The organism is Chitinibacter sp. ZOR0017 (genome assembly GCF_000799095.1).
Taxonomy (GTDB): domain Bacteria; phylum Pseudomonadota; class Gammaproteobacteria; order Burkholderiales; family Chitinibacteraceae; genus Chitinibacter; species Chitinibacter tainanensis.
The window spans coordinates 103,562-126,476 of the sequence record NZ_JTLG01000021.1; the positions used below are offsets into that span (position 1 = coordinate 103,562).

Genomic DNA, 22,915 nt, shown 5'->3' on the forward strand with positions numbered 1-22,915 from the left:
TCGTCAGATTCTGCACGAGCGGCAAATTTCACCGCTCGTCAGCCTGCCATCAGTCGGGCAAGCTGACGCTCCGTTTAAAACGACCAGGCCAGCTCAAACCCTTGCCGAATGGCACGCTTGGCGTCTAGCTCGCCAGCCTTTTCTGCCCCGCCAATCAGATGCACGCGCAAGCCGGCTGCTTGCAGTACGGAATACAGGTCATTTATTGATTCTTGCCCGGCACACACCACCACTTGCTGGCAGGGGATTAGCTGGCGCTCGCCCTTCACTTCAATGTGCAGGCCCGCATCGTCAATCTGCAGATAGCGCACATTGCCCAGCAAATGCACGCCATGGCGCTGCAGATTCAGTCGGTGAATCCAGCCGGTGGTCTTGCCCGGCCCGGCGCCAGGCTTGCCAGCTTTGCGCTGCAACAGCCAGATTTCGCGCTGGGCCGGCGCCGCCGCGGGCGGCACCAAGCCACCCACAGCCTGCAAACTGACATCAATGCCCCAGGCCTGCAAATAATCAGTTGCCGTACCGTGCAGCAGCAAATCAGCGACATCCACGCCAATCCCGCCCGCGCCAATAATCGCGACCCGCGCGGCGGGCGCGACTTTGCCGGCCAGCAAATCGGCGTAACTCACCACCATCGGATGCTCGGCGCCCGGCAAATCCAGCACGCGAGGCTGTACACCGGTGGCGAGTACCACTTCATCAAAGCCGGCCAGTTCGGCCGCGGACTGAATGCGGGTATTGAGGCGAATGTCTACGCCAGTCAGCGCCAACTGCTGCTGGAAATAGCGCAGAGTTTCGGCAAATTCATACTTGGCCGGCACACGCTGCGCCAAGGCAAACTGCCCGCCCAAATGATCGCTGGCCTCGAATAAAGTCACGGCATGCCCACGCTGCGCGGCCGTTAGCGCGCACGACAGCCCCGCCGGGCCCGCGCCAATTACCGCCACTCGCCGCTGCTGGGCTGCGCGCTGAGCGGGGAACTCAATCTCGCGACAGGCGCGCGGATTGACCAAACAGGATGCAGGCTGTCCTTCAAATACATGATCAAGGCAAGCCTGATTACAGGCTATGCAGGTATTGATCTCTAAGGCACGCCCAGTCTGGGCTTTGAGCACATACTCCCCATCCGCCAATAAGGGGCGCGCCAGCGACACCAAATCTGCGTCGCCAGCGGCAAGGATTTGCTCGGCAATTTCCGGGGTATTAATGCGATTCACGGCAATCAGCGGCACCCGCAGATGCGGCTTGATGGCGCGCGACACCCAGCTAAACCCGCCGCGCGGCACCACCGCGGCAATGGTGGGCACCCGCGCTTCGTGCCAGCCGATCCCCGTATTCAAAATCGTAACTCCTGCGTCTTCTAGCGCTTGGGCCAGCGAAATCGCCTCTTCCAGTGTGCCGCCATCTTCCACCAGATCCAGCAGCGAAATGCGGAAAATAATAATGAATTCTGCCCCGACCGCTGTGCGCACCGCGCGTACAATCTCGAGCGCCAGCCGCTGCCGATTAGCGAGGCTGCCGCCCCAATCGTCGCTACGCTGATTGGTACGCCGCACCAAAAACTGATTGATCAGATAGCCTTCACTGCCCATGATCTCCACCCCGTCATAGCCCGCCTGCTGGGCCAGCTGCGCGGCGCGGGCGAAATCGGCGATGGTTTGCGCAATTTCGTCCTCGCTGAGTGCATGCGGGGTAAACGGGGTTATCGGCGAGCAGATGGCCGAAGCGCTGACCGATTCGCTGTGATAGGCATAGCGGCCAGTGTGCAAGAGCTGCAAAGCAATCTTGCCGCCAGCGGCGTGGACTGCAGCAGTAACAGGCGTATGGCGCGGTAGCTGCGCCACCTCTGTGAGCATGGCCGCGCCTTCGTAGCCACAGCCAGCGCGATTAGGAGACACCCCGCCCGTCACGATCAGCCCTACTCCGGCCGCAGCGCGCTCACCATAAAAGGCCGCTAGTCGTTCAGGCGCATCGGGCCATTCTTCCAGCCCGGTATGCATCGAACCCATCACGGTGCGGTTACGCAGCTGGGTGAAGCCCAAATCAAGCTGGGCGAATAAATGCGGATACGGCGTGGCCGCGGGCGACGATGGCGACGAAAAGCTAGTCATGCAAGCCTCACTTTCAAACGATCGTTTAAACAATACGCTGCAATCTGCCGCATTTTGCGCCATCCGGCAAGACGGTAAGACCCGCAAGATGGCCAATGCGCTTGAAATGAGTGTAGTTAGCTTGAAATGACTACGCCGAAGTTGTGGCGGATTAGATGCAGCTGTCACGGTGAGCGCTCAGTCCAGACGCTTATTCCCCACGCCTAGTCGTATTGTCTTTGACAATATCGTGCTCGGTGAGTAAATATTTACTTGAGCCTTGGCTGGTTTCCTCCTGTCGCAAGTAGAGCGAGTGTGATTGAAACCAGTCGAGGCTCTTTTTCGTTTATTCCAAATACTTGCGCCCGCCATAGCCCGTCACCCCCAACAATAGGCGCACCAAGGCAAATGCGCCCCACACCAAGGTGCGCAAGCCAAAACCGGCGCGCTGAATATGTTGCGGCAAAATCGCCTGTGCATCGCGCACCAGATGCCGCTGGATGTCATGCCTGAGGGTTTGTGCAAAGTGCGCATCGTGGATAAACACATTGGCTTCGCGCGCCAGCATCAGGCTAAACGGGTCGATATTGCTTGAGCCCACCGTGGCCCACTCGCCATCAAAGACCGCCACCTTGGCATGCATGAAACCGGCCTTGTAGTGGTAAATCTCAACCCCCGCAGCTACCAGCGGGCGGTAAAACGCCCAGCTGGCATACTGCAGCAGCGCGTGATCACGCTCATCTTGCAGCAGCAAAATCACCGCCACCCCCCGTCGCGCCGCCTGCAACAGCGCTTGGCGAATCCGCCGGCCAGGCAAAAAATAGGCATTGGCAATCACGATTTCCTGCTGCGCGGCTTCGATGCGGTGCAGATAGGCCTGCTCGATGGCATTTCGATTGCGGGTATTGTCACGGGTAACAAACTGAATCGGCGTTGCGCCGACATACTCAACTGGGGTATCTAGCGTCAAGCGATTGGCCCATTTGCGCTTGAGCTGCGCCCACGCACTGTGCTGCCACTCATGTTGCAAGGCAGCGCGCACATCGTTCACCACCGGGCCTATCAGCTGCACGGCGTAATCGTAGCGCGGCGCCAGATGAGGCTCATCAAAGTCGCTAATGATGTTAATGCCCCCCACCAGCGCAATGCGGCCATCAAAGCAGGATAATTTGCGATGCATACGCCGCAAACGGGCGCGATTAAGCGCAAAGCGCTCCACCTCCGGGCGGAAAAATAGCAGCTGCACGCCAGCGGTTTTGAGTTCGGCCCGCCAGTGGGCCGGTAAATCCCGTGCGCCAAACCCATCCAGCAAGACCCGCACGAGCACCCCACGCTGTGCGGCGGCGCATAAAGCCTCCAGCACGCTGCGGCCAATTTCGTCGCTGGCAAAGATATAGCTTTCCAGCAGCACTTCGCGCTCGGCGGCGGCAATCTGCCGCAGCAACAGCGGAAAAAACTCACCGCCATTGCGTAATAATTTGACCTGATTATTCTCGCGTAGCGGTGGGCGTTTCATGGCGTTAGCCCCTGCAAAATGGTGTATAGCGGCGCATGATCAGACAGCTGCCGCCACGGCGCACCGGACAATACCTCGGCCCGCTGCACCTGAAAGCCGCGCAGATAAATCCGATCAAGAGTCAGCAAGGGCCAGCGCACCGGAAAACTGCGCGCCGGTGCGCCATGCAGTGCCTCAAAGGCCTCATGTACGCCCAGCTCAGCTGCCAGCATGCTGCTGAGCTCGCCGCGCCAGTCATTAAAGTCACCGGCCAGCAGCAGAGGTTCATTCGAGGCTATCGCGCTACGGGCGTAGCTCGCCAATAGCTGCACTTGCTTGCGCCGGTCGGTGGCGCGCAAATTCAGATGCACACACAGCGCATGCAAAGGGGTATCCCAGTGCGGAATGCTGAGCTGGCAATGCAGCACGCCGCGCTGCTCAAAACGATGCAGGGTTAGGCTGACATTTTCAGCCGCCGCAATCGGAAAACGCGATAACAGCGCATTGCCATGATGGCCCAAGCGGTAATGGGCGTTGCCCCCATAGGCGCTATGCAGGCTGTCGCCGGCAAGGTATTCGTGCTGGGCATTTTGCCAGGTGGCAAAGCGCTGCGAATGCCGCGCATGCTGGCCCTGCACTTCCTGCAAAAACACCAGATCTGGCGCCAGCTGATTCAGTGCATGGCGCACATCATGCAGCACCAGCCGGGCATTGAGTGGCGAAAAGCCTTTATGGATATTGTAACTGGCCACGACGAGCTGGCGCGGAGCGCTGGGCGCGGCAGTGGCCAGCATCTTAGGCGCCTACCCGGCTCGGTAATTCACGCAGCGCTTCGGCATTGGAGGGCGAAAACACCATCTCGGCCGCTTGCTCCCAACCCACCCAGCGAAAGCGTCGATGCTCGCCCGGCGCCATGGCCACGTCGCAGATGGCGGGTAGCTCAACACTGAATACATGCTCGGTATTGTGCGTTACACCCGGGGCGTAACGATGGCGCCAAACTTCAAAAATCTCGAAATCATGCTGTTGTTGCCAATCCACAATCTGGCTTGGGTCAACACGAATACCGGTTTCTTCCCACAATTCGCGGCAGGCCGTATCGCGCAAGGCTTCGTCGCCTTCGCGACTACCGGTGACCGATTGCCAGGCATCGGGAAAATCATTGCGTTCGAGCAAGAGCACCTGCAAGTCAGGCGTATGGATGATCAACAGGATGGATACCGGCTGTTTATAAGGCATGGGGCTTTTATTCGGCAGATCAGGAGCTGGCATTATACAATCGCTACTTAATCCCTCTAGCCTTTCTTGCCTATGTTTGACGTTGCCGCCTTCAAGCAGCAATTCCCCCTGTTGGGCCACTACCCGGAATTGATCTACCTCGATAACGCCGCCACTACGCAAAAGCCCCGCTGTGTGCTGGATGCCGAGCGTGCGTATTACGAAACCAGCAATGCCAATGTGCATCGCGGCGCGCATCGTTTGGCGGTGGCCGCCACCGAGGCTTATGAAGGCGCGCGCGACACTGTGGCGCGATTTTTAAATGCCGCCAGCAGCGACGAAATCATTTTCACCCGTGGCGCCACCGAGGCGCTGAATTTACTCGCCAACACCGTCGGCATGTTGCTCTCGCCCGGTGATGAAATCATTGTCAGCACCTTGGAGCATCATGCCAATCTGGTGCCCTGGCAAATGCTGGCCGAGCGCCGTCAGCTGAGCCTCATGCCACTGGGCATTACCGACAGCGGCGAGATTGATCTCACGGAGCTGGCCACATTACTGGCTCGCCCACGCGCCCGCCTGCTGGCAATCAGCCATGCTTCCAACGCGATTGGCAGTATTCAGGACATTCAAACCATCTGTGACATGTCACGCCAGCATAATTGCCTGACCGCGGTCGATGGCGCGCAGGCGGTCGCCCATTTGCCGGTCGATGTGCAGGCTTTGGGCTGCGATATGTATGTTTTTTCCGGGCATAAAGTGTATGCCCCCACGGGTATTGGCGTAGCACATATCCGTAATCAGCTTTTGCAGCGTATACCCCCGTGGCAAGGCGGTGGCGAGATGATTGAGACGGTTGCATTTAGCGGCACCCGCTATGCCGCGCCACCCGGGCATCTGGAAGCCGGCACCCCGCCAATCGCGCAAGCAGTGGGGCTGGCCGCGGCGCTAACGTGGCTGGCGCAACAAGATCGCACCGCCTTGCTGGCGCATGAAACCGCCCTGCATCAACAGCTGGAAGATGGCTTGCGCGCGATACCCGGGGTGGTGATCCATGGGCAGGCGACGCATAAACTGAGCCTATCGGCGCTGACCTTTGGCCACGTTCACCCTTATGACGTCGCACAGTTTTTAGATGCACAGCAGATTGCGGTGCGGGTCGGCCATCATTGCGCCCAGCCTTTGCAACAGGCCTTGGGCATTAGTAGCAGCCTGCGGATCTCGCTGGCCGCCTACAACACCGCCGACGATGTGGCACGCTGCCTGGCAGTGCTGGCCGAGACTTTAGAGATGCTCAATTAAGGCGCCATGATGATCCCTACCGAGCTATTGGCCCACCCATTTGGCCAAACCATCACCCTGACGCAGCTGGCCGCGACCCTCGATGCGGCTGCCAGCTGGGAAGCGAAAAACCGCCTTTTGGTGCAACTATCGCGCCAACTCCCCGATTGGCCGGCGGAATATAAAACCGCCGACTGCAAGGTGAGCGGCTGCGAAAGTCAGGTCTGGCTACGCCAAGACCGCAGCGCCGACGGCCACTGGCAAGTCGCCGCCGATAGTGATTCACGCATCGTCAAAGGCCTGCTGGCACTGGTGCTCACGGCCTATCACCACCAACCCACCAATGCCGTACAAACCTTTGATTTTGAAGGCTGGCTGCAAGCGCGAGGCATGCAACGCTTTCTGACGGCGAGCCGTGGCAATGGACTGCGCGCGATTGTGCAAACCATCGAAAAGCAACGCCAGTAAGTTTTTTCCAGCATGGGCATTTAATTTCGGCCAGCGGGCTGCTAAATTGAAGACAATCTGTTGGAAGGCACACCCATGCTACGTGAATTGCCGAATGTTGAATCTGAGCAACTGCTGCGCAATCTGGTGATTCCGCCGCGGCCCGCCATTCTGGATGCCCTGCAGGCAGCCCAGCAGAGTAGCGACCCAGATTTTGGCGAGATCGGCCGCCTGATCAACCACGATCTCACCCTCTCGCTGGCCATGCTCAAGGCCGTAAATTCACCGTTTTACCAGCTCACCCAGAAAATCACCTCAGTCGATCAAGCCTTGCAGTTATTAGGTTTACGCAATATCTGCACCATTTTGGAAGGCTTGGTCCTCAAACAAACTCTCGATCCCAAGCAAAGCGAACGGATGGCCCTGTTTTGGGATCAGGCCACGCAAACTGCGATGATCGCCAGCCAGCTGGCCAGCCGGGTGCATGGCATTCAGGCCGAAGAGGCTTACACCTTTGGGCTATTTCGTGGTTGCGGCAAAGCCGTGATGGCGGCGCGCTATTCAAATTATGTGCGCACCCTACAGCGCGGCGAGCGTATGAGCCGGGCCGAGTTTATTGCGCACGAAGATAAAATCTACCAAACCAATCACAATGTGGTCGGCTATCTGCTCAGCCGCGCCTGGTATCTGCCCGAAGATATGCAACTGGCGATTTTGAATCATCATGATTTCGAAGTCTTTGCGCATCGCCATAGCCCGCAGTGGCATCACATCTGCACCCTGATCGCGCTGACCGGCTTGGCCGAACATATTCTCAAAATGAATATCGAGCAGTTCGAGCATGTCGAGTGGCGCACCATCGAGCCGGTACTACTCGATCACCTCGCGCTTAAGCTGGAAGAATACGAAGACATCGTAGACGAAGTCTCTATCCTATTACATACCCATGTATAGCCTGCAAAGGCTCATCACGCTCAAGCTACAGCCTGATACCCCAGCACCGCCCGTCGCCGGCTATTTCGCAGTACAATAGCACGCCATGAACGACACGACTTCCTGCTTTCACTGCGGCGAGCCTTGCCCCAGCCCAAGCCCTTTCCAGATTCGCTATCGCGAACAACAACATCCGGCTTGCTGTGTCGGCTGTCAGGCTGTGGCCGAAACGATTATCAGCAGTGGTCTGGAGAGTTACTACAGCCAGCGCACCGAAGCCGCTAGCCGCAACGAGCCTTTGCCCGCCGAAATCCGCGCGCAACTGCGCTTGTATGATGATGATCAGCTGCAGCAGGATTTCGTTGAACAGCTAGGTAGCGATGAGCGCGAGGCCGCGTTAATTTTGGAAGGCATCAGCTGTGCCGCCTGTATTTGGCTGAATGAACAGCACTTAGCCCGCTTGCCCGGTGTGTTATCGGTGTCGATCAACTACAGCACGCACCGTGCGCGGGTCCGCTGGAACAACACCCAAGTTCAGCTCTCGACCATCCTTGAGCACATCGCGGCGATTGGCTATCACGCCCACCCCTACAACCATCAGCGCGCCGACCAGCAGTGGCAACAAGAGCGCAAAAGCGCGCTGCTGCGCCTATGGGTGGCCGGCCTGTCGATGATGCAGGTGATGATGTTTGTGGTGCCGATCTACACCTCCGCCGCAGGCGAGATTGACGCCCAGTGGCTGCATTTATTGCATTGGGGCAGTCTGCTGCTGACTTTGCCGGTGGTGCTGTATTCTTGCTGGCCGTTTTATCAGAACAGCTGGCGCGAATTGCGCCATGGCCGTGCGGGCATGGATTTACCGGTCAGCATTGGCGTGCTGGTGGCCTTTTTTGCCAGCCTGTATGCGCTAATCACCGGCCACGGCGATATTTACTTCGATTCGGTGTCGATGTTTGTGTTTTTGCTGCTGGGTGGGCGTTATCTGGAATTTAAAGCCCGCCGCAAAGCCGGCGCAGCGGCGGAAATGCTCGTTAAGCTCGTGCCTGCTTTCGCGCATCGGCTCACCGCCACAGGTCAGCTTGAAGAAGTGGCGGTGTACCAATTGCAAGCGAGCGAGCAGATTGTGGTGAAAGCTGGGGAAACGATCCCGGTGGATGGCGTGGTGCTTCAGGGCGAGAGCGAATGCAATGAAGCCATGCTCAGCGGCGAAAGCCGACCCGTGGCTAAAACAGCTGGCGCCAATGTCATTGCCGGCAGCCAAAACCTACATTCGGCCCTCACCGTGGCCGTCAGCCAAGTAGGTAGCCAAACGCGCCTTGGGCATATGGTGCGCCTGCTCGATCAAGCTACCCAGCAAAAGCCCCGCCTAGCCCAGCTAGCCGACCGGATTGCCGGGTATTTTATTGTGATATTGCTGCTGATCGCGGCCGCCTGCTACCTGTATTGGCACATTCACGACCCGCAACATGCCCTACCCTATACAGTGGCGGTGCTGGTGATTTCCTGCCCCTGCGCTTTATCGCTCGCCACGCCGGCCGCGCTCACCGCTGCCACCGGGCACCTGGCCCAGCTGGGCTTATTGACTACCCGCGGCAATAGCCTCGAACAGCTCGCCAGTATCACCGACATTGTGTTCGACAAAACGGGCACGCTCACCCATGGCACACCACGACTAATCCATACCCATGTGCGCCACGGCAGCGAGACCACAGCACTAGCAATTGCTGCTGCACTAGAAAGCCATTCCGAGCATCCTATTGCCAGCGCTTTTGCTTTGCCCGCGCAAGAGCCAGCCTTGCCGGTGCATGAATTTCACAACCATCCAGGCGGAGGCTTAAGTGGACAAGTGCAAGGCCAGCATTACTGGATCGGCTCGCCCCGCTTTATCGCCGCACAAACTGGCCTGTCGACCGCAGATTTAAGCGACTCAGCCGCGACGCAGATTGTACTGGCCACCCCCAATACCATCGTGGCGGTGTTTGAGCTGGCCGACCAACTACGCGACACTTCCGCCCAGACGATCAAGGCGCTGCAAACTGCAGGATACCGCGTGCATTTATTATCTGGCGATGCGCCTGCCATCGTGCAGCAAGTGGCGCAGCAACTGGGTATTGCGCAGCAGCAAGGCGGTGCACAGCCGGCCGATAAACTGCGCTACATCCAAGCATTACAAGCTGAGGAGCACCGAGTCTTGATGCTGGGGGATGGTGTCAATGATGCGCCGGTGTTAGCGCTAGCCAATGTATCAGTCGCCATGGGTGCCGGCGTCGACATTGCCCAAGCAGCCGGGGATATGGTGCTGTTAAATAATGAGCTCGCCATTTTGCCACCCGCACTGCAATTGGCACGCAAAACCCGGCAGATCATTCGCCAAAATCTAGCCTGGGCTCTGCTTTACAATTTAGCTGCACTGCCTTTAGCGGTGGCCGGCTACGTGACGCCATGGCTAGCCAGTCTTGGCATGGCGCTGAGCTCACTCCTGGTGGTGAGCAATGCACTGCGCCTGGTGCGGCCAAACTCTGCGAAAAAAATCGAGTAAATTCAAATGGAAAGCTTGTATTTGCTAATTCCACTCTCGCTATTAATTGCACTCGGAATTGGCGTGATTTTCTGGTGGTTTATTAAAAGCGGGCAATCTGATGATCTGGAAGGGCCAGGTTGGCGCATCGTGCAGGACGACGATCAGATCCACCCGAGCGCGCCGCAAAGCCAAGCTGGCGGCGAAAAAAACCCTGACTGACCTGAAACAACAAGGTAAAATAAACATTGATTGTCGATGGGTGCGCTTGATGTAAATCAAGTGGCGCGGCGCAGGCGCTGCGTATAGTCCAGTAGGCACTTTTTGTACCTCATCTGGGAGCGCTCTCTTCCAGGTGGAATAAGCCTTATCAACGTTTACCCAAACAGAGATGAGGTTTAGCTTTTAATTTTCAAGCCTTTATTTTAATTTTAATTCCAAGCAGTTGGAGATCAATCGGAGCGCTGTAATGGAAAACCAAGCCACATACAATTACACAGTGGTGCGGCAATTTGCCATCATGACGGTCGTCTGGGGCATTGTCGGCATGCTGGTCGGGGTGATTTGTGCGGCCCAGATGTTCTGGCCGGAACTGAACATCGGACCTTATCTACACTTTGGTCGCCTGCGTCCACTTCACACCAATGCAGTGATTTTTGCATTCGGTGGTTGTGCACTGTTCGCAACCTCATACTATGTCGTACAGCGCACCTGTAATGTCCGACTGATCAGCGATAAGCTGGCTGCCTTCACCTTCTGGGGTTGGCAACTGGTAATCGTGCTGGCCGCCATCACTTTGCCACTGGGCTACACCAGCGGTAAAGAATACGCTGAGTTGGAATGGCCCATCGATATTCTGATCACTGTGGTTTGGGTCGCTTATGCCATCGTGTTCTTTGGCACGATCGCCATCCGCAAGATCAAGCACATCTACGTTGCTAACTGGTTCTATGGTGCCTTCATCTTGGCCGTAGCCTTGCTGCACCTGGTAAACAGTGCCGCGATGCCAGTGACCGCCATGAAGTCATACTCAGCTTACTCTGGCGCCGTTGATGCCATGGTGCAATGGTGGTATGGCCATAATGCCGTAGGCTTCTTCCTGACTGCCGCCTTCCTCGGCATGATGTACTACTTCGTACCAAAACAAGCGGGTCGTCCGGTTTATTCATACCGCTTGTCTGTCGTGCACTTCTGGGCGCTGATCTTCACATACATGTGGGCCGGCCCGCACCACCTGCACTACACCGCACTGCCTGATTGGACTCAATCGCTGGGCATGGTGTTCTCGCTGATTCTGCTGGCACCAAGCTGGGGTGGCATGATCAACGGCATCATGACGCTGTCTGGCGCATGGCACAAACTGCGCACTGACCCGATCCTAAAATTCATGGTGACTGCGCTGTCGTTCTACGGCATGTCTACCTTTGAAGGCCCGATGATGGCCATCAAATCGGTGAATGCACTGAGCCACTACACCGACTGGACTGTAGGTCACGTACACTCTGGCGCTCTGGGCTGGGTTGCGATGATTTCGATTGGTTCGATCTACTATCTGATCCCACGTCTGTTTGGTCGTGAGCAAATGTGGTCGGTAAAACTGATCGAGACCCACTTCTGGATGGCTACTTTGGGCGTTGTACTGTACATCGCTTCAATGTGGATTTCGGGTGTAACTCAAGGCCTGATGTGGCGCGCCATCAATAGCGACGGCACACTGACTTACGCCTTCATCGATGCGGTTAAAGCGTCTTACCCATACTACTTCATCCGTTTCCTGGGTGGCCTGCTGTACCTGTCTGGCATGATCTTGATGCTGTACAACGTACTGCGCACCGTGTTTGAAGGCAAAGCGGTTGACGCAAAAATTCCAGCCGTGTCTGCACACGCCTGATTGGGTAAGGGACAATAACGATGAATAAAATCCAAAAACTGATCGAGGAAAACGTAGCTGCCTTGATCATCCTGACCTTCATCACCATCAGTATCGCGATGCTGGTCGAGATCTTGCCGCTGATGTTCAGTAAATCAGTAACCCAGCCGATTGCCGGTGTTAAACCTTACAGCGCACTGCGCCTTGAAGGTCGTGACATCTACATCCGTGAAGGTTGCTACAACTGTCACTCACAAATGATCCGCCCTTTCCGCTCTGAAACTGAGCGTTACGGCCATTATTCGGTTGCGGGTGAATCTGTCTACGACCATCCATTCCAATGGGGTTCAAAACGCACAGGCCCTGATCTGGCCCGTGTGGGTGGTCGTTACTCAGATGAATGGCATCGCGTGCACTTGATGAACCCACGTGATGTTGTACCTGAATCGAATATGCCTGCCTTCCCATGGCTCGCGGCCAATACCATTGATTCGACTGTTACGCCGAAGAAAATGGAAGCGCTGCGCAAGCTGGGCGTACCTTATACCGATGCTGATATCGCCAATGCCAGCAAAGAAGTTGAAGGTAAAACCGAAATGGAAGCGGTAATCGCCTATCTGCAAGGCCTGGGTCTTGCGCTGAAAAATAAAAGGTAAGCACGATGGATCTGCAGAACGACGTGCGCATTCTCGTGACCGTGCTGGGGTTTATTCTGTTTGTTGCTATTTGCCTCTGGGCTTACAGCAAAAACAGCAAGCAGCACTTTGATAATGCCGCTCAACAACCGTTCCTCGACGATGATCTGCCATCGTCGGGCAAGCAGTCCTCATCGGCTAACGGAGAATAAAGAATGACAGACTTTACAAGCGGATTCTGGGGCTATTTCATTGCAACCGTAGCCATTCTAGGGGTGGTTTTCTGTGCCTACCTCCTGCTGAGCCAAATGAAGGTGAAGCTTCAGAAAGGTGAAAAAGCCGAAGTAACCGGCCACAAATGGGATGGCGATCTGGAAGAGTACAACAACCCCCTGCCAGGCTGGTGGGTCGGTATGTTCGTGCTGACGCTGGTCTTTGCCGTGGGCTACTTCTGGCTCTACCCAGGCCTGGTGGTGATGGGTAACGCCAAAGGCTGGTCGCAAGAAGGCCAGCATAAGGAAGAAGTAGCCAAAGCGGATGCCAAGTACCAAGCGCTGTACGATAAGTACGCCAAGCTGGACATCCCTGCGGTGGCGCAGGACAAAGAAGCCAATGCCATGGGCAAACGCCTGTTTATGACTTACTGCGTGCAGTGTCATGGTGCAGACGCTCGCGGCGCCAAAGGCTTCCCAAACCTGACTGACGGTGATTGGCTGTATGGCGGCAAACCAGAGAATATTCTGGAAACGCTGAACAAAGGTCGTCATGGCCAGATGCCCGCGTTTGGTGCGGCTTTTGGTGAAGAAAAAGTGCGCGATGCCGCGAACTACGTCCTGAAAATCTCTGGCAGCCCGGCTTTCAACGATGTGCGTGCTGAGCGCGGCGCAGAAACTTTCAAACAAGTGTGCGCGGCTTGTCATGGCGCCGATGGTAAAGGCAACCAGAGCATCGGTGCACCTAACCTGACCGACAAAACTTGGTTATACGGTGGCTCAGAAGCCACGATTGTTGAGACCATCACCAATGGTCGCGATAACGTGATGCCAGCGTGGAAAGAATTCCTAGGCGACGGCAAAGTACATTTGCTGGCAGCCTATGTTTACAGCCTGCGCGATAGCAATAAGTAATTAAACTGCAGCAATACCAGAACGGGCAGGCATCACCTGCCCGTTTTTTCTCACCGGCGAATTGCCATACTCGTCACTCACTGACGAGCTCAAGGCAGGGAGCGTTCACATGAGCCAAAAGCTAAAAGATATTCCAGTCAATGTCGTTAATGTAAAGGACGACGGCGAAGTTGAAGAAGTCATGTTGTATGCCGCGCATAAAAAAATCTATCCGCGCTGGATCAATGGCTTCTGGAATAAATGGCGGATTTTCTTCGTTATCGCTACACAGTTATTCTTCTACTGTGTACCTTGGCTACAAATCAATGAACGGCAAGCGCTGTTATTCGACTTAGTTCAACGCAAATTCTACATCTTCGGCTTTGTGTTTCTGCCGCAAGATTTTATCTACCTCACCGCCCTACTACTGCTATCGGCGTTCGGCCTCTTCGCCTGGACCACGATCGGCGGCCGGCTCTGGTGTGGTTATGCCTGTCCGCAAACGGTATACACCGAAATTTTCCTCTGGATTGAAAAGTGGGTTGAGGGTGATCGCGCGCAGCGCATTAAACTCGACAATGCCCCGCTCAGCGCCCGCAAAATCCGCCTCAAAGCCAGCAAACATACCCTCTGGCTACTGCTGGCGGCATGGACAGGCTTTACTTTCGTCGGTTACTTCACTCCTATTCGCGAGCTTTGGACTGAATTCAGCACGTTGAGCATGAGCAGCACCGAGCTATTCTGGGTGGGGCTGTATGGCTTTGCCACCTATGGCAATGCTGGCTGGATGCGCGAGCAAGTGTGCAAATACATGTGCCCGTATGCACGCTTTCAAAGCGCCATGTTTGATGCCGACACGCTGATTATCAGCTACGACCAGGAACGCGGCGAGCAGCGCGGCACACGAAAAAAAGGCTCCGATTACAAAGCACAAGGCCTGGGCGACTGTATCGATTGCTCGATCTGCGTGCAGGTTTGCCCCGTAGGGATTGATATTCGCGACGGTTTGCAATACGAGTGCATTGGCTGTGCCGCCTGTATTGATGCCTGTGATGAAGTGATGGATAAAATGAATTATCCGCGTGGGTTGATTCGCTACACCACCGAAAACGCACTTGAGCACAAATACCCAGAAAATGAGATCATCTCGCGCCTGAAACGGCCTCGGGTGATCGTTTATGCGGTAATTTTGAGTGTGATTATGGGCATTACCGTCTACTCACTGGCAACGCGGCAACCGATCAAAGTCAATATCGAGCGTGATCGTGTGGCTTTGGTGCGCGAAGTGGAAGACGGCTGGCTGGAAAATACCTATCGGGTGCAGATTCAAAATGCCAGCGAAAAAGCCCATACCTACCAGATCAGCGCTAGCGGGCTGGAGGGCATTAAAGTGATTGCCGAGCAGCACAATCGCTATACATTGGAACCAACCGGCACCACTGAAGTCTCTGTACGAATACAAGTTGCACCACAGCACGCTAAAGCGGGCAGCCATCCAATTCAACTGATTATTCAGTCGATTGATGAGCCCGCGATTAAAACCACGGAAAAGGCCACTTTCATCGGACGAGATTAATGCAAGAAGACGTAAAACCTTGGTACAACTATGGCCATGTCTGGCTACTGATTCTGTTTCCAGTCCTGGCTATTCTGGGTGGCATATTGATGATTTATCTCGTCAATACCAACCAAGATAGCCTGGTCAGTGACAGCTATTACAAAGAAGGCCAGCAAATCAACCAAAAGCTCGCGCTTGACCAACAAGCCGGGCAACTGGGGCTGGGCGCGCAGGTCTTGCTCAGTGACAATCTACAGCAAGTACGGGTGATCATGAATCAAGCGGTGGCCGGCGATCTGGTTTTACAAGTTAGCCACCCGACCCGCACCGGGCTAGATCAGCAGATCACACTCAAGCCCCAGGGCGGCAATCTATTTGCCGGCAGCCTCCCGCGGGCCTTACTGGCCGAGCGCTGGGTGTTTGAACTATCCGATCAGCAAAAACACTGGCGTCTTGAAAAACAATGGCAGGTATTGCCCGGTGAGCCTTTAGAATTAAAGCCCAGCAAGTAATACCCCCTTAGGTCAAACCCCAAGCCCCGTTCATACGGGGCTTTTTTATGATTAAGCAATCGGGGCGCGACATCAATTTGAAACACCAACTTCATGCCAAACACATAAACGTTTCATCTTCGCCCCTTACATTGCTCGGCTGGCATTTCGCCATCACAAGAATGAGAAACAGGGATGAAACACACAACACCACACTGCAAAACGCTAGTGGCAGCGATTGCATTGGCTATGGCAGGCCCGAGCTTAGCTGCCAGTTCAGTAGTCATTAGCCAGATTTATGGCGGCGGTGGCAATAATGGCGCCACTTATCGTAATGATTTTATCGAGCTTCTGAACACCAGCAACCAGCCGGTCGAATTAAACAACTGGTCAGTGCAATACGCCTCGGCAACTGGTGGCAGCTGGCAGGTCACCCCATTAAGCGGCACGCTCGCGGCGGGGCAATATTTGCTAATCTGGCAAGCAACTGGCCAGGGCGGCAGCCAAGCACTACCGACACCAGACTTTAGCGGCAATATCGCGATGAGTGCTAGCGCCGGGAAAGTGGCCTTGGTACGCAATCAAACCGCACTCGCCTGTGGCAGCAACTGCGCTGGCGCGGCTGAGGTTGCTGATTTTGTTGGCTTTGGTAGCGCGAACGCCAGCGAAGATAAACCGGCCCCCGCCCCTTCCAATACCCAATCAATTAGCCGCAAACTCAATGGCTGCCAAGACAGCCAAAGTAATAGCTCCGATTTTGCCGTGGGTAGCGTCAATCCGCGCAACAGCGCCAGCCAATCGGTCACTTGCAGCAACAATCCAACTGACCCCAGCAAACCCACTGATCCCAGCGAGCCAAGCCAGCCACCTTCGGCAATCCGGATTCACGACATCCAAGGGCAGCGACATCTTTCGAGCTTGAATGGGCAAAGCGTTAGCCGCATTCCTGGGGTTGTCACCCAAGTGACGGCAGGTGGTTTCTTCATGCAAGACACTCTGCCAGATAATAATCCGCTCACATCAGAAGGCATTTATGTCTTCACCAAAACGGCCCCCACGGTCGCGATTGGCGATGCCGTTGAAGTTAGCGGCAAAGTTAAAGAATACCGCCCGGGTGGTGTAGACAGTGCCCAACTCACTGTCACCGAGCTAGAAAGCAGTATGGCGCAGATTAAGATCACGGCCCAAAAACAAGCACTGCCAGCGCCGATCGAGATCACGGGTAAAATCCCCGCGCGCTACTGGCAAGGTGCGGCCGGCGATGTAGAAACTAGCCCGCAACTCGATCTTAAAAACGCGCTCGATTTCCTCGAGTCACTCGAAGGCATGCGAGTTAGCGTCACCGGCGCCCAAGTCGTTGGCCCAACTCAAAGCTACGCCGCCCACGATACGGCGATCGTTGCGAACTATCGCCAGCAAACCACACTACCCAATCAACGAGGCGGCATTACCATCACGGAAGATGAGCGAAATTCGGGCCGTCTGATACTGGTGAGTGGCAACGCGGTAGTGCCTGAGGCCAATGTTGGCGATAGCTTCCAGTATGCAGTCGGCGTGCTGGACTATAACTTTGCGAATTTCCGCCTCATTGCCAGCGATCTGGCCCCGCTAAGCCGCGGCAATTTGCAGGCCGAAATCACACGTGCAGCCGCTGCCGATGAGCTGACACTGGCTTCATTCAATGTGGAAAACCTCGACCCGAAAGACGATCCGGCCAAAATCAATCGCCTAGCGAGCCAGATTGTCACTAATCTACGCAGCCCGGATGTGGTGGGGCTGATGGAAGTGCAAGATGGTAACGGCGCCACCGATACTGAATTGGTAAGTGCAGCCGCCACCATGGAGGTGTTGCTGAATGCTATTCGCCAAGCTGGTGGACCAAATTACAGCTATCGGCAAATTGATCCCGCTCGCAATCAGGATGGCGGCGAGCCAGGCGGCAATATCCGCCAAGTGCTGATGTTTAATCCAGCACGCGTCAGTTTCATTGACCGCTCGGGTGCGACTGCCAATACCGCGGTTAACAGCGTGGCTTGTGCAGAGATTGCCTGCCTGACCCACAGCCCGGGTCGCATCCAGCCGGCCAGCAGCGCCTTCAATAACAGCCGCAAGCCTTTGGTGGGCGAGTTTATGTTCAACGGGCATAAACTGTTTGTGATCGCCAATCACTTCAACTCTAAAGGAGGTGATCAGCCGGTAGCAGGCCGCTTCCAGCCACCGACCTTGAGCAGCGAGGTGCAGCGCAATCAGCAAGCGCAGATTGTGGCCGATTTTGTTCGTGACCTAAAAATCCTAAATCCAAATGCCAAGATCGCGGTCATGGGTGATTTGAATGACTATCAGTTCTCAGCGCCGCTGGCCAAACTTAAGGCGGCCGGCATGGTGGATATGGTAGAGCAATTGCCGGAGAGCGAGCGCTATAGCTATGTGTTTGAAGGTAATAGCCAAGTGCTCGATCATATCCTGCTGTCTGAAAATCTCGCGCGGTTCGCTGAATATGATGTCGTGCATACCAACGCCGAATTTGCCGATCAAGTGAGTGACCACGACCCTGAAGTAGCTCGCATTCGCCTTCCGCAAAGCATCCAAGACGTCACGGCACAATTTAGCCTCAGCAAATCTGGCCTCGTGCTCGATCTGAAAACCAAACAATACCGCAGCCAAGTGATCACCCGGGCGGTGACGGCTGCTGCTGGTAATTATCGCTTGGTGGTTAAAGGTTTACCTGCCGGGGTATCTCTCGCAAATGCAACAGCAACAAGCGCTAACGGCCCATACATCAGCTTTACTGCTGGAAATACCGTGCAACTACAGTTCAGCAACCCAAGCAAACAAGCTTTTGGCTACGAGCTAGCCGTTGAACAAGCGGTATTTAATTACTAATTCAGAGAGAAAGATTATGCGTTTAACTATTCACCATTTCGCCAGTGCCATGGCGCTCTTTTTGGCCACACAGGCGGCCCAAGCCCAACTTTTTTCGGTAAATATCGATACCCAAGCCTTGCAAGGCATGGATGGCGTCTTATCGTTTCAACTGGGTGGCGATGCCAATCGTCCTGGCGTTTTAGCCACCATCAGCCGCTTTACCGGTGCTCAGCTGGGTGATGTGCTGGATCAAAGTCAGCAGCAAGGCCAGCTTGGCCAGCAATTGCAACTCAATAGCCAAGGTGCCCAAGCCTTAGCTAGCTGGACCCAATCCATCATCTATGGTCATCAATTGCACTTTGTGCTCGACTTCGCGGGCGACTGGCTAACTCAGCCTAGCTCAGACGGCATGAGCTTTAGCTTGCAGCTACTCGATAAAGACTTCAATCTGCTCAAAACCAATCAGGCCGGCTTAGCCGCGCTGCAGTTCAATGCCTTGCCCGGCCAGCTACAGCAAGACCATGCCACGGGTGTACAAGTTGCACCAGTGCCCGAGCCAGAAAGCTATGCCTTGCTGGGACTGGGGCTCGCCGCACTATATGCCCGCAGCCGTCGTCGCCAACGCTAAGCCCGTTGGTTTAATAAAAAAACCGCCCCACGGGGCGGTTTTTTGTTGCCGGATTGCAAACCGTTCAGGCACGTACATCCACATTCTGCCCCAGATGAGCGGGGTTTACCGTGGCTGGCGCCGGTAATGCCGCCAGCAGGCTGAGTGTGGTGTTGGCTTGCAGATCCATGGCTTTTTTCAGCACCATTAACGGTGCCACATCACTGGGCGCCGCATTACTAGCGGCATTTACCAAGCCTGCGTCCATAGGACCTCCCGTACATTGACTTCACCCGCCCAAGGCGGCGGAATCGGCGCAGTAAAACAGCGCTGATGTTACACTATCGGCATGAAAGCGCCTCCCTTTATCCATTTACGCCTCCATTCCGAATTTTCTGTGACCGACGGTATCGTCCGCCTGGACGACGCGGTTAAACGCGCCAAGACCGAGCAAATGCCGGCCTTGGGCGTTTCGGATTTAATGAACTTGTTTGGCATGGTCAAGCATTACAAAGCTTGTCGCAATGCCGGCCTGAAACCGATTGTTGGCGTTGATGCCTGGGTCGAAAATGAAGACGACCGGGATAAGCCTTACCGCATTTTACTAATTTGTAAAAACCGTGCCGGCTATGGTCGCCTTTGTGAGCTTCTCACCGAAGCCTACAAGCACAATCAATACCGTGGCCGTGCCGAGCTGAAAAAGGCCTGGCTGGCCGCCGGCGATAACAGCAGCCTGATTTGCCTCTCAGGGGCGGAGCTGGGCGAAGTTGGGCAATACATCCTTGCCAATAACGATGCAGCGGCACTAGCGGCGGCGCAATGGTGGCAGGCGCAGTTCGCCGGTAACTACTATTTGGAAATTCAGCGCACTGGCAATCCGAGTAGCGAAAATAGTCTGCAAGGGCATCTCGATTTAGCTGCCCAACTCGATTTACCGGTGGTGGCCACCCATCCGATTCAATTTATGGATCGGGATGACTTTAAAGCCCACGAAGCACGTACCTGCATTGCCGAAGGCTATGTCATGGCCGACAAACGCCGGCCCAAACGCTTTACCGAAGAGCAATATTTCAAATCGGTCAGCGAAATGCAAACCCTGTTTGCGGACTTGCCCGAAGCCCTGGCCAATACCACGGTGATTGCGCAGAGCTGCAATCTGAATGTGGTATTAGGCAAAAACTATCTGCCTCTCTTCCCTACCCCCGATGGCATGACGCTGGATGATTTTCTGGTGTATGAGGCCAAACGCGGCTTGGAAATGCGCCTTGCGCAGCTATACCCCGATGAGTCTAAACGCGAAGCCGAGCGCCCACGCTATTACGAACGGCTGAAGTTTGAAACCGACACCATTATTCAGATGGGGTTTCCGGGTTACTTCCTGATCGTGGCGGACTTCATTGCCTGGGGCAAGGTCAACGGCTGCCCGGTTGGCCCGGGCCGTGGCTCGGGTGCGGGCTCGCTGGTTGCCTATAGCCTCGGCATTACCGACATCGACCCAACCGCCTACGCCCTGCTGTTCGAGCGTTTCCTGAACCCCGAGCGGGTATCGATGCCCGACTTCGATATCGACTTCTGTCAGGAAAACCGCTGGCGCGTGATCGAATACGTGCGGGAAAAATACGGCGCCGAAGCGGTCAGCCAGATTGCCACTTTTGGTACGATGGCCGCCAAAGCCGTGGTGCGCGATGTGGGTCGGGTGCTGGATCTGCCGTATATGTTTTGCGATGGCGTGTCAAAACTGATCCCCGCCGCTCCGGGCAAGCAATATAGCCTTGATGATGCGGTGGAGATGGTGCCTGAGCTTGCCGAGCGGATCGAGCGCGAAGAAGAACTCAAAGAGCTGTGGGAGCTAGCGAAAAAACTCGAGGGCCTCACCCGTAATATCGGTATGCACGCAGGTGGCGTATTGATTGCCCCCGGGCAAATTACCGATTTCTGCCCGGTGTATCAGGCTGCGGGCGAAGACGCCTCGCCCGTGTCGATGCTGGATAAAGACGACGTTGAGCAAGTCGGCTTGGTGAAGTTTGACTTCTTGGGCCTGCGCAACTTAACGATTATCGAATTAGCGCTGCAATACATAAAAGAGCAAACCGGCGAATACCTCGATTTAATGAGCTTGGGCTTTGAAGATCAGGCCGCCTATCAGGTGTTCCGCGATGCCAATACCACCGGCGTATTCCAGGTCGAGTCGGACGGGATGAAACGCCTGCTGGAAAAGCTCGCCCCTGACCGTTTCGAGGACATTATTGCGGTCTTGGCCCTTTATCGCCCGGGCCCGCTGGGCTCGGGGATGGTGGACACCTTTATCAACCGTAAAAAAGGCATCGAGCAGCCCGACTATTTCCACCCAGACTTGGAAAAATGCCTTGAGCCCACCTACGGCGTGATCGTGTATCAAGAGCAGGTGATGCAGATTTCACAGATTATTGGTGGCTATACCCTCGGTGGCGCCGATATGCTACGTCGCGCGATGGGTAAGAAAAAGCCGGAAGAAATGGCCAAGCACCGGGCGACCATTGCCGAAGGTGCGGCCAAGAAAGGCTACGATCCGGCACTGGCCGAGCAGCTGTTCGACCTGATGACCAAGTTTGCCGAGTACGGTTTTAATAAATCGCACACGGCCGCCTATGCAGTGGTGTCGTACCACACCGCCTGGCTCAAAGCCCATCACACCGCCGCCTTTATGGCTGCCACGATGTCATCCGAGCTGGATAACACCGATCAGCTGAAAGTTTTTTACGATGACTGCCTCGAAAAAAACAGACTCGAACTTCTGCCGCCGGATGTCAATCAAAGCTTCTATCGCTTTGTGCCGGTAGGCAAACGGCAAATTCGCTATGCACTGGGCGCCATCAAAGGTGTGGGCGAGAGCGCCGTGAATATGATCGTGGCCGAGCGCGAGAAAAACGGCCCGTTCACCGATCTGTACGATCTGTGCCGCCGCACCGATAAAAAAGAGGTCAATAAACGGGTACTGGAAGCGCTGATCCGTGGTGGGGCTTTTGATGCCATCGACGACCATCGCGCCCGCTTGATGGCCAATGTTGAGCAAGCCATGGCCGTGGCCGATGCCGAAGCGGCCAACGCCAATCAGATCAGCTTGTTCGATATGCTCGAGCCAGCGGCGGCGCCGCAAATCGAAATGATCGAAGCGCCGCGCTGGGATGACAAGGTCAAGCTCGCCGAAGAAAAAACCGCGATTGGTTTTTATCTGTCGGGCCATCCGTTTGACGCCCACGCCAAAGCCATCAAAGGCCTGATCAAAACTCGGCTCGATCGGCTACAAAACCAGCGCGAACCGCAATTTATTGCCGGGATTGTGGCTGGGATGCGGGTTAAAAACGGTGAACGTGGCCGCATGGGCTTTGTGCAGCTGGATGACGGCAATGGCAAAGTTGAAGTGGCGCTGTTTTCCGACGTATTTGAAGCCAACCGCACTAAGGTCAAAGATGATGCTTTGATCGTGGTGGAAGCTAAAGTGTCGGAAGACCGCTTCTCCGGCGGGCAACGGATCGTGGCCGAGCGGGTATTCGATATCGCCGAAACCCGCAGCCATTTTGCCCGCGTATTGCGCCTCAACCTGGGCATGCAGGCCGATGAAGCCCGGCTACGGCAAGTGCTGTCAGCGCATTGTGCCGATGAAGGTTGCGCGGTCGAGGTGGATTATCAAAACAGCACGGCGCGTTGTACCGTGCGGCTGGGACAGAACTGGCGCGCGGTGCTGCGCGATGAATTGCTGCTTGAGCTCAAAGAATGGCTGGGGCCGCAGGCGGTGGAAGTGAAGTTCTAGCCCTGAGCAAGCTC

Annotated in this window: 19 protein-coding genes; 14 read left to right on the forward strand and 5 right to left on the reverse strand. The window is 55.6% G+C overall.

The genetic code is table 11. From position 1 onward, the window contains the following. Positions 1-74: 74 nt before the first annotated feature. From L991_RS07510 to nudB, 4 genes are all read right to left on the reverse strand, one after another. The gene (locus tag L991_RS07510) at positions 75-2,108 is read right to left on the reverse strand and encodes an NADPH-dependent 2,4-dienoyl-CoA reductase (protein ID WP_052190751.1); all 2,034 of its coding nucleotides are present in this window, start codon (positions 2,106-2,108) and stop codon (positions 75-77) included. Between the two features lie 325 nt (positions 2,109-2,433). Further along, positions 2,434-3,603 (reverse strand): cardiolipin synthase ClsB, encoded by a 1,170-nt coding sequence (clsB, locus tag L991_RS07515; RefSeq protein WP_047393753.1) that lies wholly within the window; start codon positions 3,601-3,603, stop codon positions 2,434-2,436. Next, positions 3,600-4,376: an endonuclease/exonuclease/phosphatase family protein gene (locus L991_RS07520; protein WP_052190716.1), complete on the reverse strand. Its 777-nt coding sequence runs from the start codon at positions 4,374-4,376 to the stop codon at positions 3,600-3,602. Before L991_RS07520 ends, clsB begins: the two co-directional genes overlap by 4 nt. Before the next feature lies 1 nt (position 4,377). Beyond that, positions 4,378-4,821, reverse strand: coding sequence for a dihydroneopterin triphosphate diphosphatase (gene nudB, locus L991_RS07525; protein WP_028448981.1), 444 nt, complete (start codon positions 4,819-4,821; stop codon positions 4,378-4,380). 72 nt (positions 4,822-4,893) lie between these two features. Between nudB and L991_RS07530 the strand changes: the two genes are divergently transcribed. From L991_RS07530 to L991_RS07590, 13 genes are all read left to right on the forward strand, one after another. Beyond that, positions 4,894-6,102, forward strand: a complete 1,209-nt coding sequence (locus L991_RS07530) for an aminotransferase class V-fold PLP-dependent enzyme (protein ID WP_047393755.1) — start codon at positions 4,894-4,896, stop codon at positions 6,100-6,102. 6 nt (positions 6,103-6,108) lie between these two features. Then, on the forward strand, positions 6,109-6,549 hold the full coding sequence (locus L991_RS07535) for a SufE family protein (protein ID WP_051258703.1): 441 nt from the start codon (positions 6,109-6,111) through the stop codon (positions 6,547-6,549). Positions 6,550-6,624: 75 nt separating this feature from the next. Continuing rightward, positions 6,625-7,482 (forward strand): HDOD domain-containing protein, encoded by an 858-nt coding sequence (locus L991_RS07540; RefSeq protein ID WP_047393756.1) that lies wholly within the window; start codon positions 6,625-6,627, stop codon positions 7,480-7,482. An 85-nt stretch (positions 7,483-7,567) separates the two neighbouring features. Then, positions 7,568-10,000 carry a heavy metal translocating P-type ATPase gene (locus L991_RS07545; RefSeq protein ID WP_047393758.1) on the forward strand — a complete coding sequence of 811 codons (2,433 nt, stop codon included), beginning with the start codon at positions 7,568-7,570 and terminating at the stop codon, positions 9,998-10,000. A gap of 6 nt (positions 10,001-10,006) precedes the next feature. Continuing rightward, positions 10,007-10,201 carry a cbb3-type cytochrome oxidase assembly protein CcoS gene (gene ccoS / locus L991_RS07550; protein WP_028448976.1) on the forward strand — a complete coding sequence of 65 codons (195 nt, stop codon included), beginning with the start codon at positions 10,007-10,009 and terminating at the stop codon, positions 10,199-10,201. A 247-nt stretch (positions 10,202-10,448) separates the two neighbouring features. After that, the gene (gene ccoN / locus L991_RS07555; protein WP_028448975.1) at positions 10,449-11,870 is read left to right on the forward strand and encodes a cytochrome-c oxidase, cbb3-type subunit I; all 1,422 of its coding nucleotides are present in this window, start codon (positions 10,449-10,451) and stop codon (positions 11,868-11,870) included. Positions 11,871-11,890: 20 nt separating this feature from the next. Continuing rightward, the gene (gene ccoO / locus L991_RS07560; protein ID WP_028448974.1) at positions 11,891-12,505 is read left to right on the forward strand and encodes a cytochrome-c oxidase, cbb3-type subunit II; all 615 of its coding nucleotides are present in this window, start codon (positions 11,891-11,893) and stop codon (positions 12,503-12,505) included. A 5-nt stretch (positions 12,506-12,510) separates the two neighbouring features. After that, positions 12,511-12,696 carry a CcoQ/FixQ family Cbb3-type cytochrome c oxidase assembly chaperone gene (locus L991_RS07565; RefSeq protein ID WP_028448973.1) on the forward strand — a complete coding sequence of 62 codons (186 nt, stop codon included), beginning with the start codon at positions 12,511-12,513 and terminating at the stop codon, positions 12,694-12,696. Positions 12,697-12,699: 3 nt separating this feature from the next. Then, positions 12,700-13,611 carry a cytochrome-c oxidase, cbb3-type subunit III gene (ccoP, locus tag L991_RS07570; RefSeq protein ID WP_047393759.1) on the forward strand — a complete coding sequence of 304 codons (912 nt, stop codon included), beginning with the start codon at positions 12,700-12,702 and terminating at the stop codon, positions 13,609-13,611. A 109-nt stretch (positions 13,612-13,720) separates the two neighbouring features. Next, entirely contained in the window at positions 13,721-15,166 is a 1,446-nt protein-coding gene (gene ccoG, locus L991_RS07575) for a cytochrome c oxidase accessory protein CcoG (RefSeq protein WP_047393761.1), read from the forward strand. Beyond that, positions 15,166-15,660: a FixH family protein gene (locus L991_RS07580; RefSeq protein WP_047393762.1), complete on the forward strand. Its 495-nt coding sequence runs from the start codon at positions 15,166-15,168 to the stop codon at positions 15,658-15,660. Before ccoG ends, L991_RS07580 begins: the two co-directional genes overlap by 1 nt. Positions 15,661-15,834: 174 nt before the next feature. Then, positions 15,835-18,522, forward strand: a complete 2,688-nt coding sequence (locus L991_RS07585) for a lamin tail domain-containing protein (protein WP_081986575.1) — start codon at positions 15,835-15,837, stop codon at positions 18,520-18,522. A 16-nt stretch (positions 18,523-18,538) separates the two neighbouring features. Beyond that, the gene (locus tag L991_RS07590; RefSeq protein ID WP_081986576.1) at positions 18,539-19,132 is read left to right on the forward strand and encodes an NF038129 family PEP-CTERM protein; all 594 of its coding nucleotides are present in this window, start codon (positions 18,539-18,541) and stop codon (positions 19,130-19,132) included. A gap of 64 nt (positions 19,133-19,196) precedes the next feature. Here L991_RS07590 and L991_RS07595 read toward each other — a convergent pair whose 3' ends face one another. After that, positions 19,197-19,379 carry a YjfB family protein gene (locus tag L991_RS07595; protein ID WP_028448968.1) on the reverse strand — a complete coding sequence of 61 codons (183 nt, stop codon included), beginning with the start codon at positions 19,377-19,379 and terminating at the stop codon, positions 19,197-19,199. 81 nt (positions 19,380-19,460) lie between these two features. On the opposite strand from L991_RS07595, the gene dnaE reads away from it, so the two are divergent. Then, positions 19,461-22,901, forward strand: coding sequence for a DNA polymerase III subunit alpha (gene dnaE / locus L991_RS07600; protein ID WP_047393765.1), 3,441 nt, complete (start codon positions 19,461-19,463; stop codon positions 22,899-22,901). Positions 22,902-22,915 lie beyond the last annotated feature (14 nt).

Bases quoted from the DNA above. Each gene is read 5' to 3' on its own strand.
- clsB (WP_047393753.1), bottom strand. From the start codon at position 3,603: ATGAAACGCCCACCGCTACGCGAGAATAATCAGGTCAAATTATTACGC.
- L991_RS07545 (WP_047393758.1), top strand. From the start codon at position 7,568: ATGAACGACACGACTTCCTGCTTTCACTGCGGCGAGCCTTGCCCCAGC.
- L991_RS07580 (WP_047393762.1), top strand. From the start codon at position 15,166: ATGCAAGAAGACGTAAAACCTTGGTACAACTATGGCCATGTCTGGCTA.
- dnaE (WP_047393765.1), top strand. From the start codon at position 19,461: ATGAAAGCGCCTCCCTTTATCCATTTACGCCTCCATTCCGAATTTTCT.
- nudB (WP_028448981.1), bottom strand. From the start codon at position 4,821: ATGCCTTATAAACAGCCGGTATCCATCCTGTTGATCATCCATACGCCT.
- L991_RS07565 (WP_028448973.1), top strand. From the start codon at position 12,511: ATGGATCTGCAGAACGACGTGCGCATTCTCGTGACCGTGCTGGGGTTT.
- ccoO (WP_028448974.1), top strand. From the start codon at position 11,891: ATGAATAAAATCCAAAAACTGATCGAGGAAAACGTAGCTGCCTTGATC.
- L991_RS07530 (WP_047393755.1), top strand. From the start codon at position 4,894: ATGTTTGACGTTGCCGCCTTCAAGCAGCAATTCCCCCTGTTGGGCCAC.
- L991_RS07590 (WP_081986576.1), top strand. From the start codon at position 18,539: ATGCGTTTAACTATTCACCATTTCGCCAGTGCCATGGCGCTCTTTTTG.
- L991_RS07535 (WP_051258703.1), top strand. From the start codon at position 6,109: ATGATGATCCCTACCGAGCTATTGGCCCACCCATTTGGCCAAACCATC.
- L991_RS07540 (WP_047393756.1), top strand. From the start codon at position 6,625: ATGCTACGTGAATTGCCGAATGTTGAATCTGAGCAACTGCTGCGCAAT.
- L991_RS07520 (WP_052190716.1), bottom strand. From the start codon at position 4,376: ATGCTGGCCACTGCCGCGCCCAGCGCTCCGCGCCAGCTCGTCGTGGCC.
- ccoG (WP_047393761.1), top strand. From the start codon at position 13,721: ATGAGCCAAAAGCTAAAAGATATTCCAGTCAATGTCGTTAATGTAAAG.
- ccoS (WP_028448976.1), top strand. From the start codon at position 10,007: ATGGAAAGCTTGTATTTGCTAATTCCACTCTCGCTATTAATTGCACTC.
- ccoP (WP_047393759.1), top strand. From the start codon at position 12,700: ATGACAGACTTTACAAGCGGATTCTGGGGCTATTTCATTGCAACCGTA.
- L991_RS07585 (WP_081986575.1), top strand. From the start codon at position 15,835: ATGAAACACACAACACCACACTGCAAAACGCTAGTGGCAGCGATTGCA.
- L991_RS07595 (WP_028448968.1), bottom strand. From the start codon at position 19,379: ATGGACGCAGGCTTGGTAAATGCCGCTAGTAATGCGGCGCCCAGTGAT.
- L991_RS07510 (WP_052190751.1), bottom strand. From the start codon at position 2,108: ATGACTAGCTTTTCGTCGCCATCGTCGCCCGCGGCCACGCCGTATCCG.
- ccoN (WP_028448975.1), top strand. From the start codon at position 10,449: ATGGAAAACCAAGCCACATACAATTACACAGTGGTGCGGCAATTTGCC.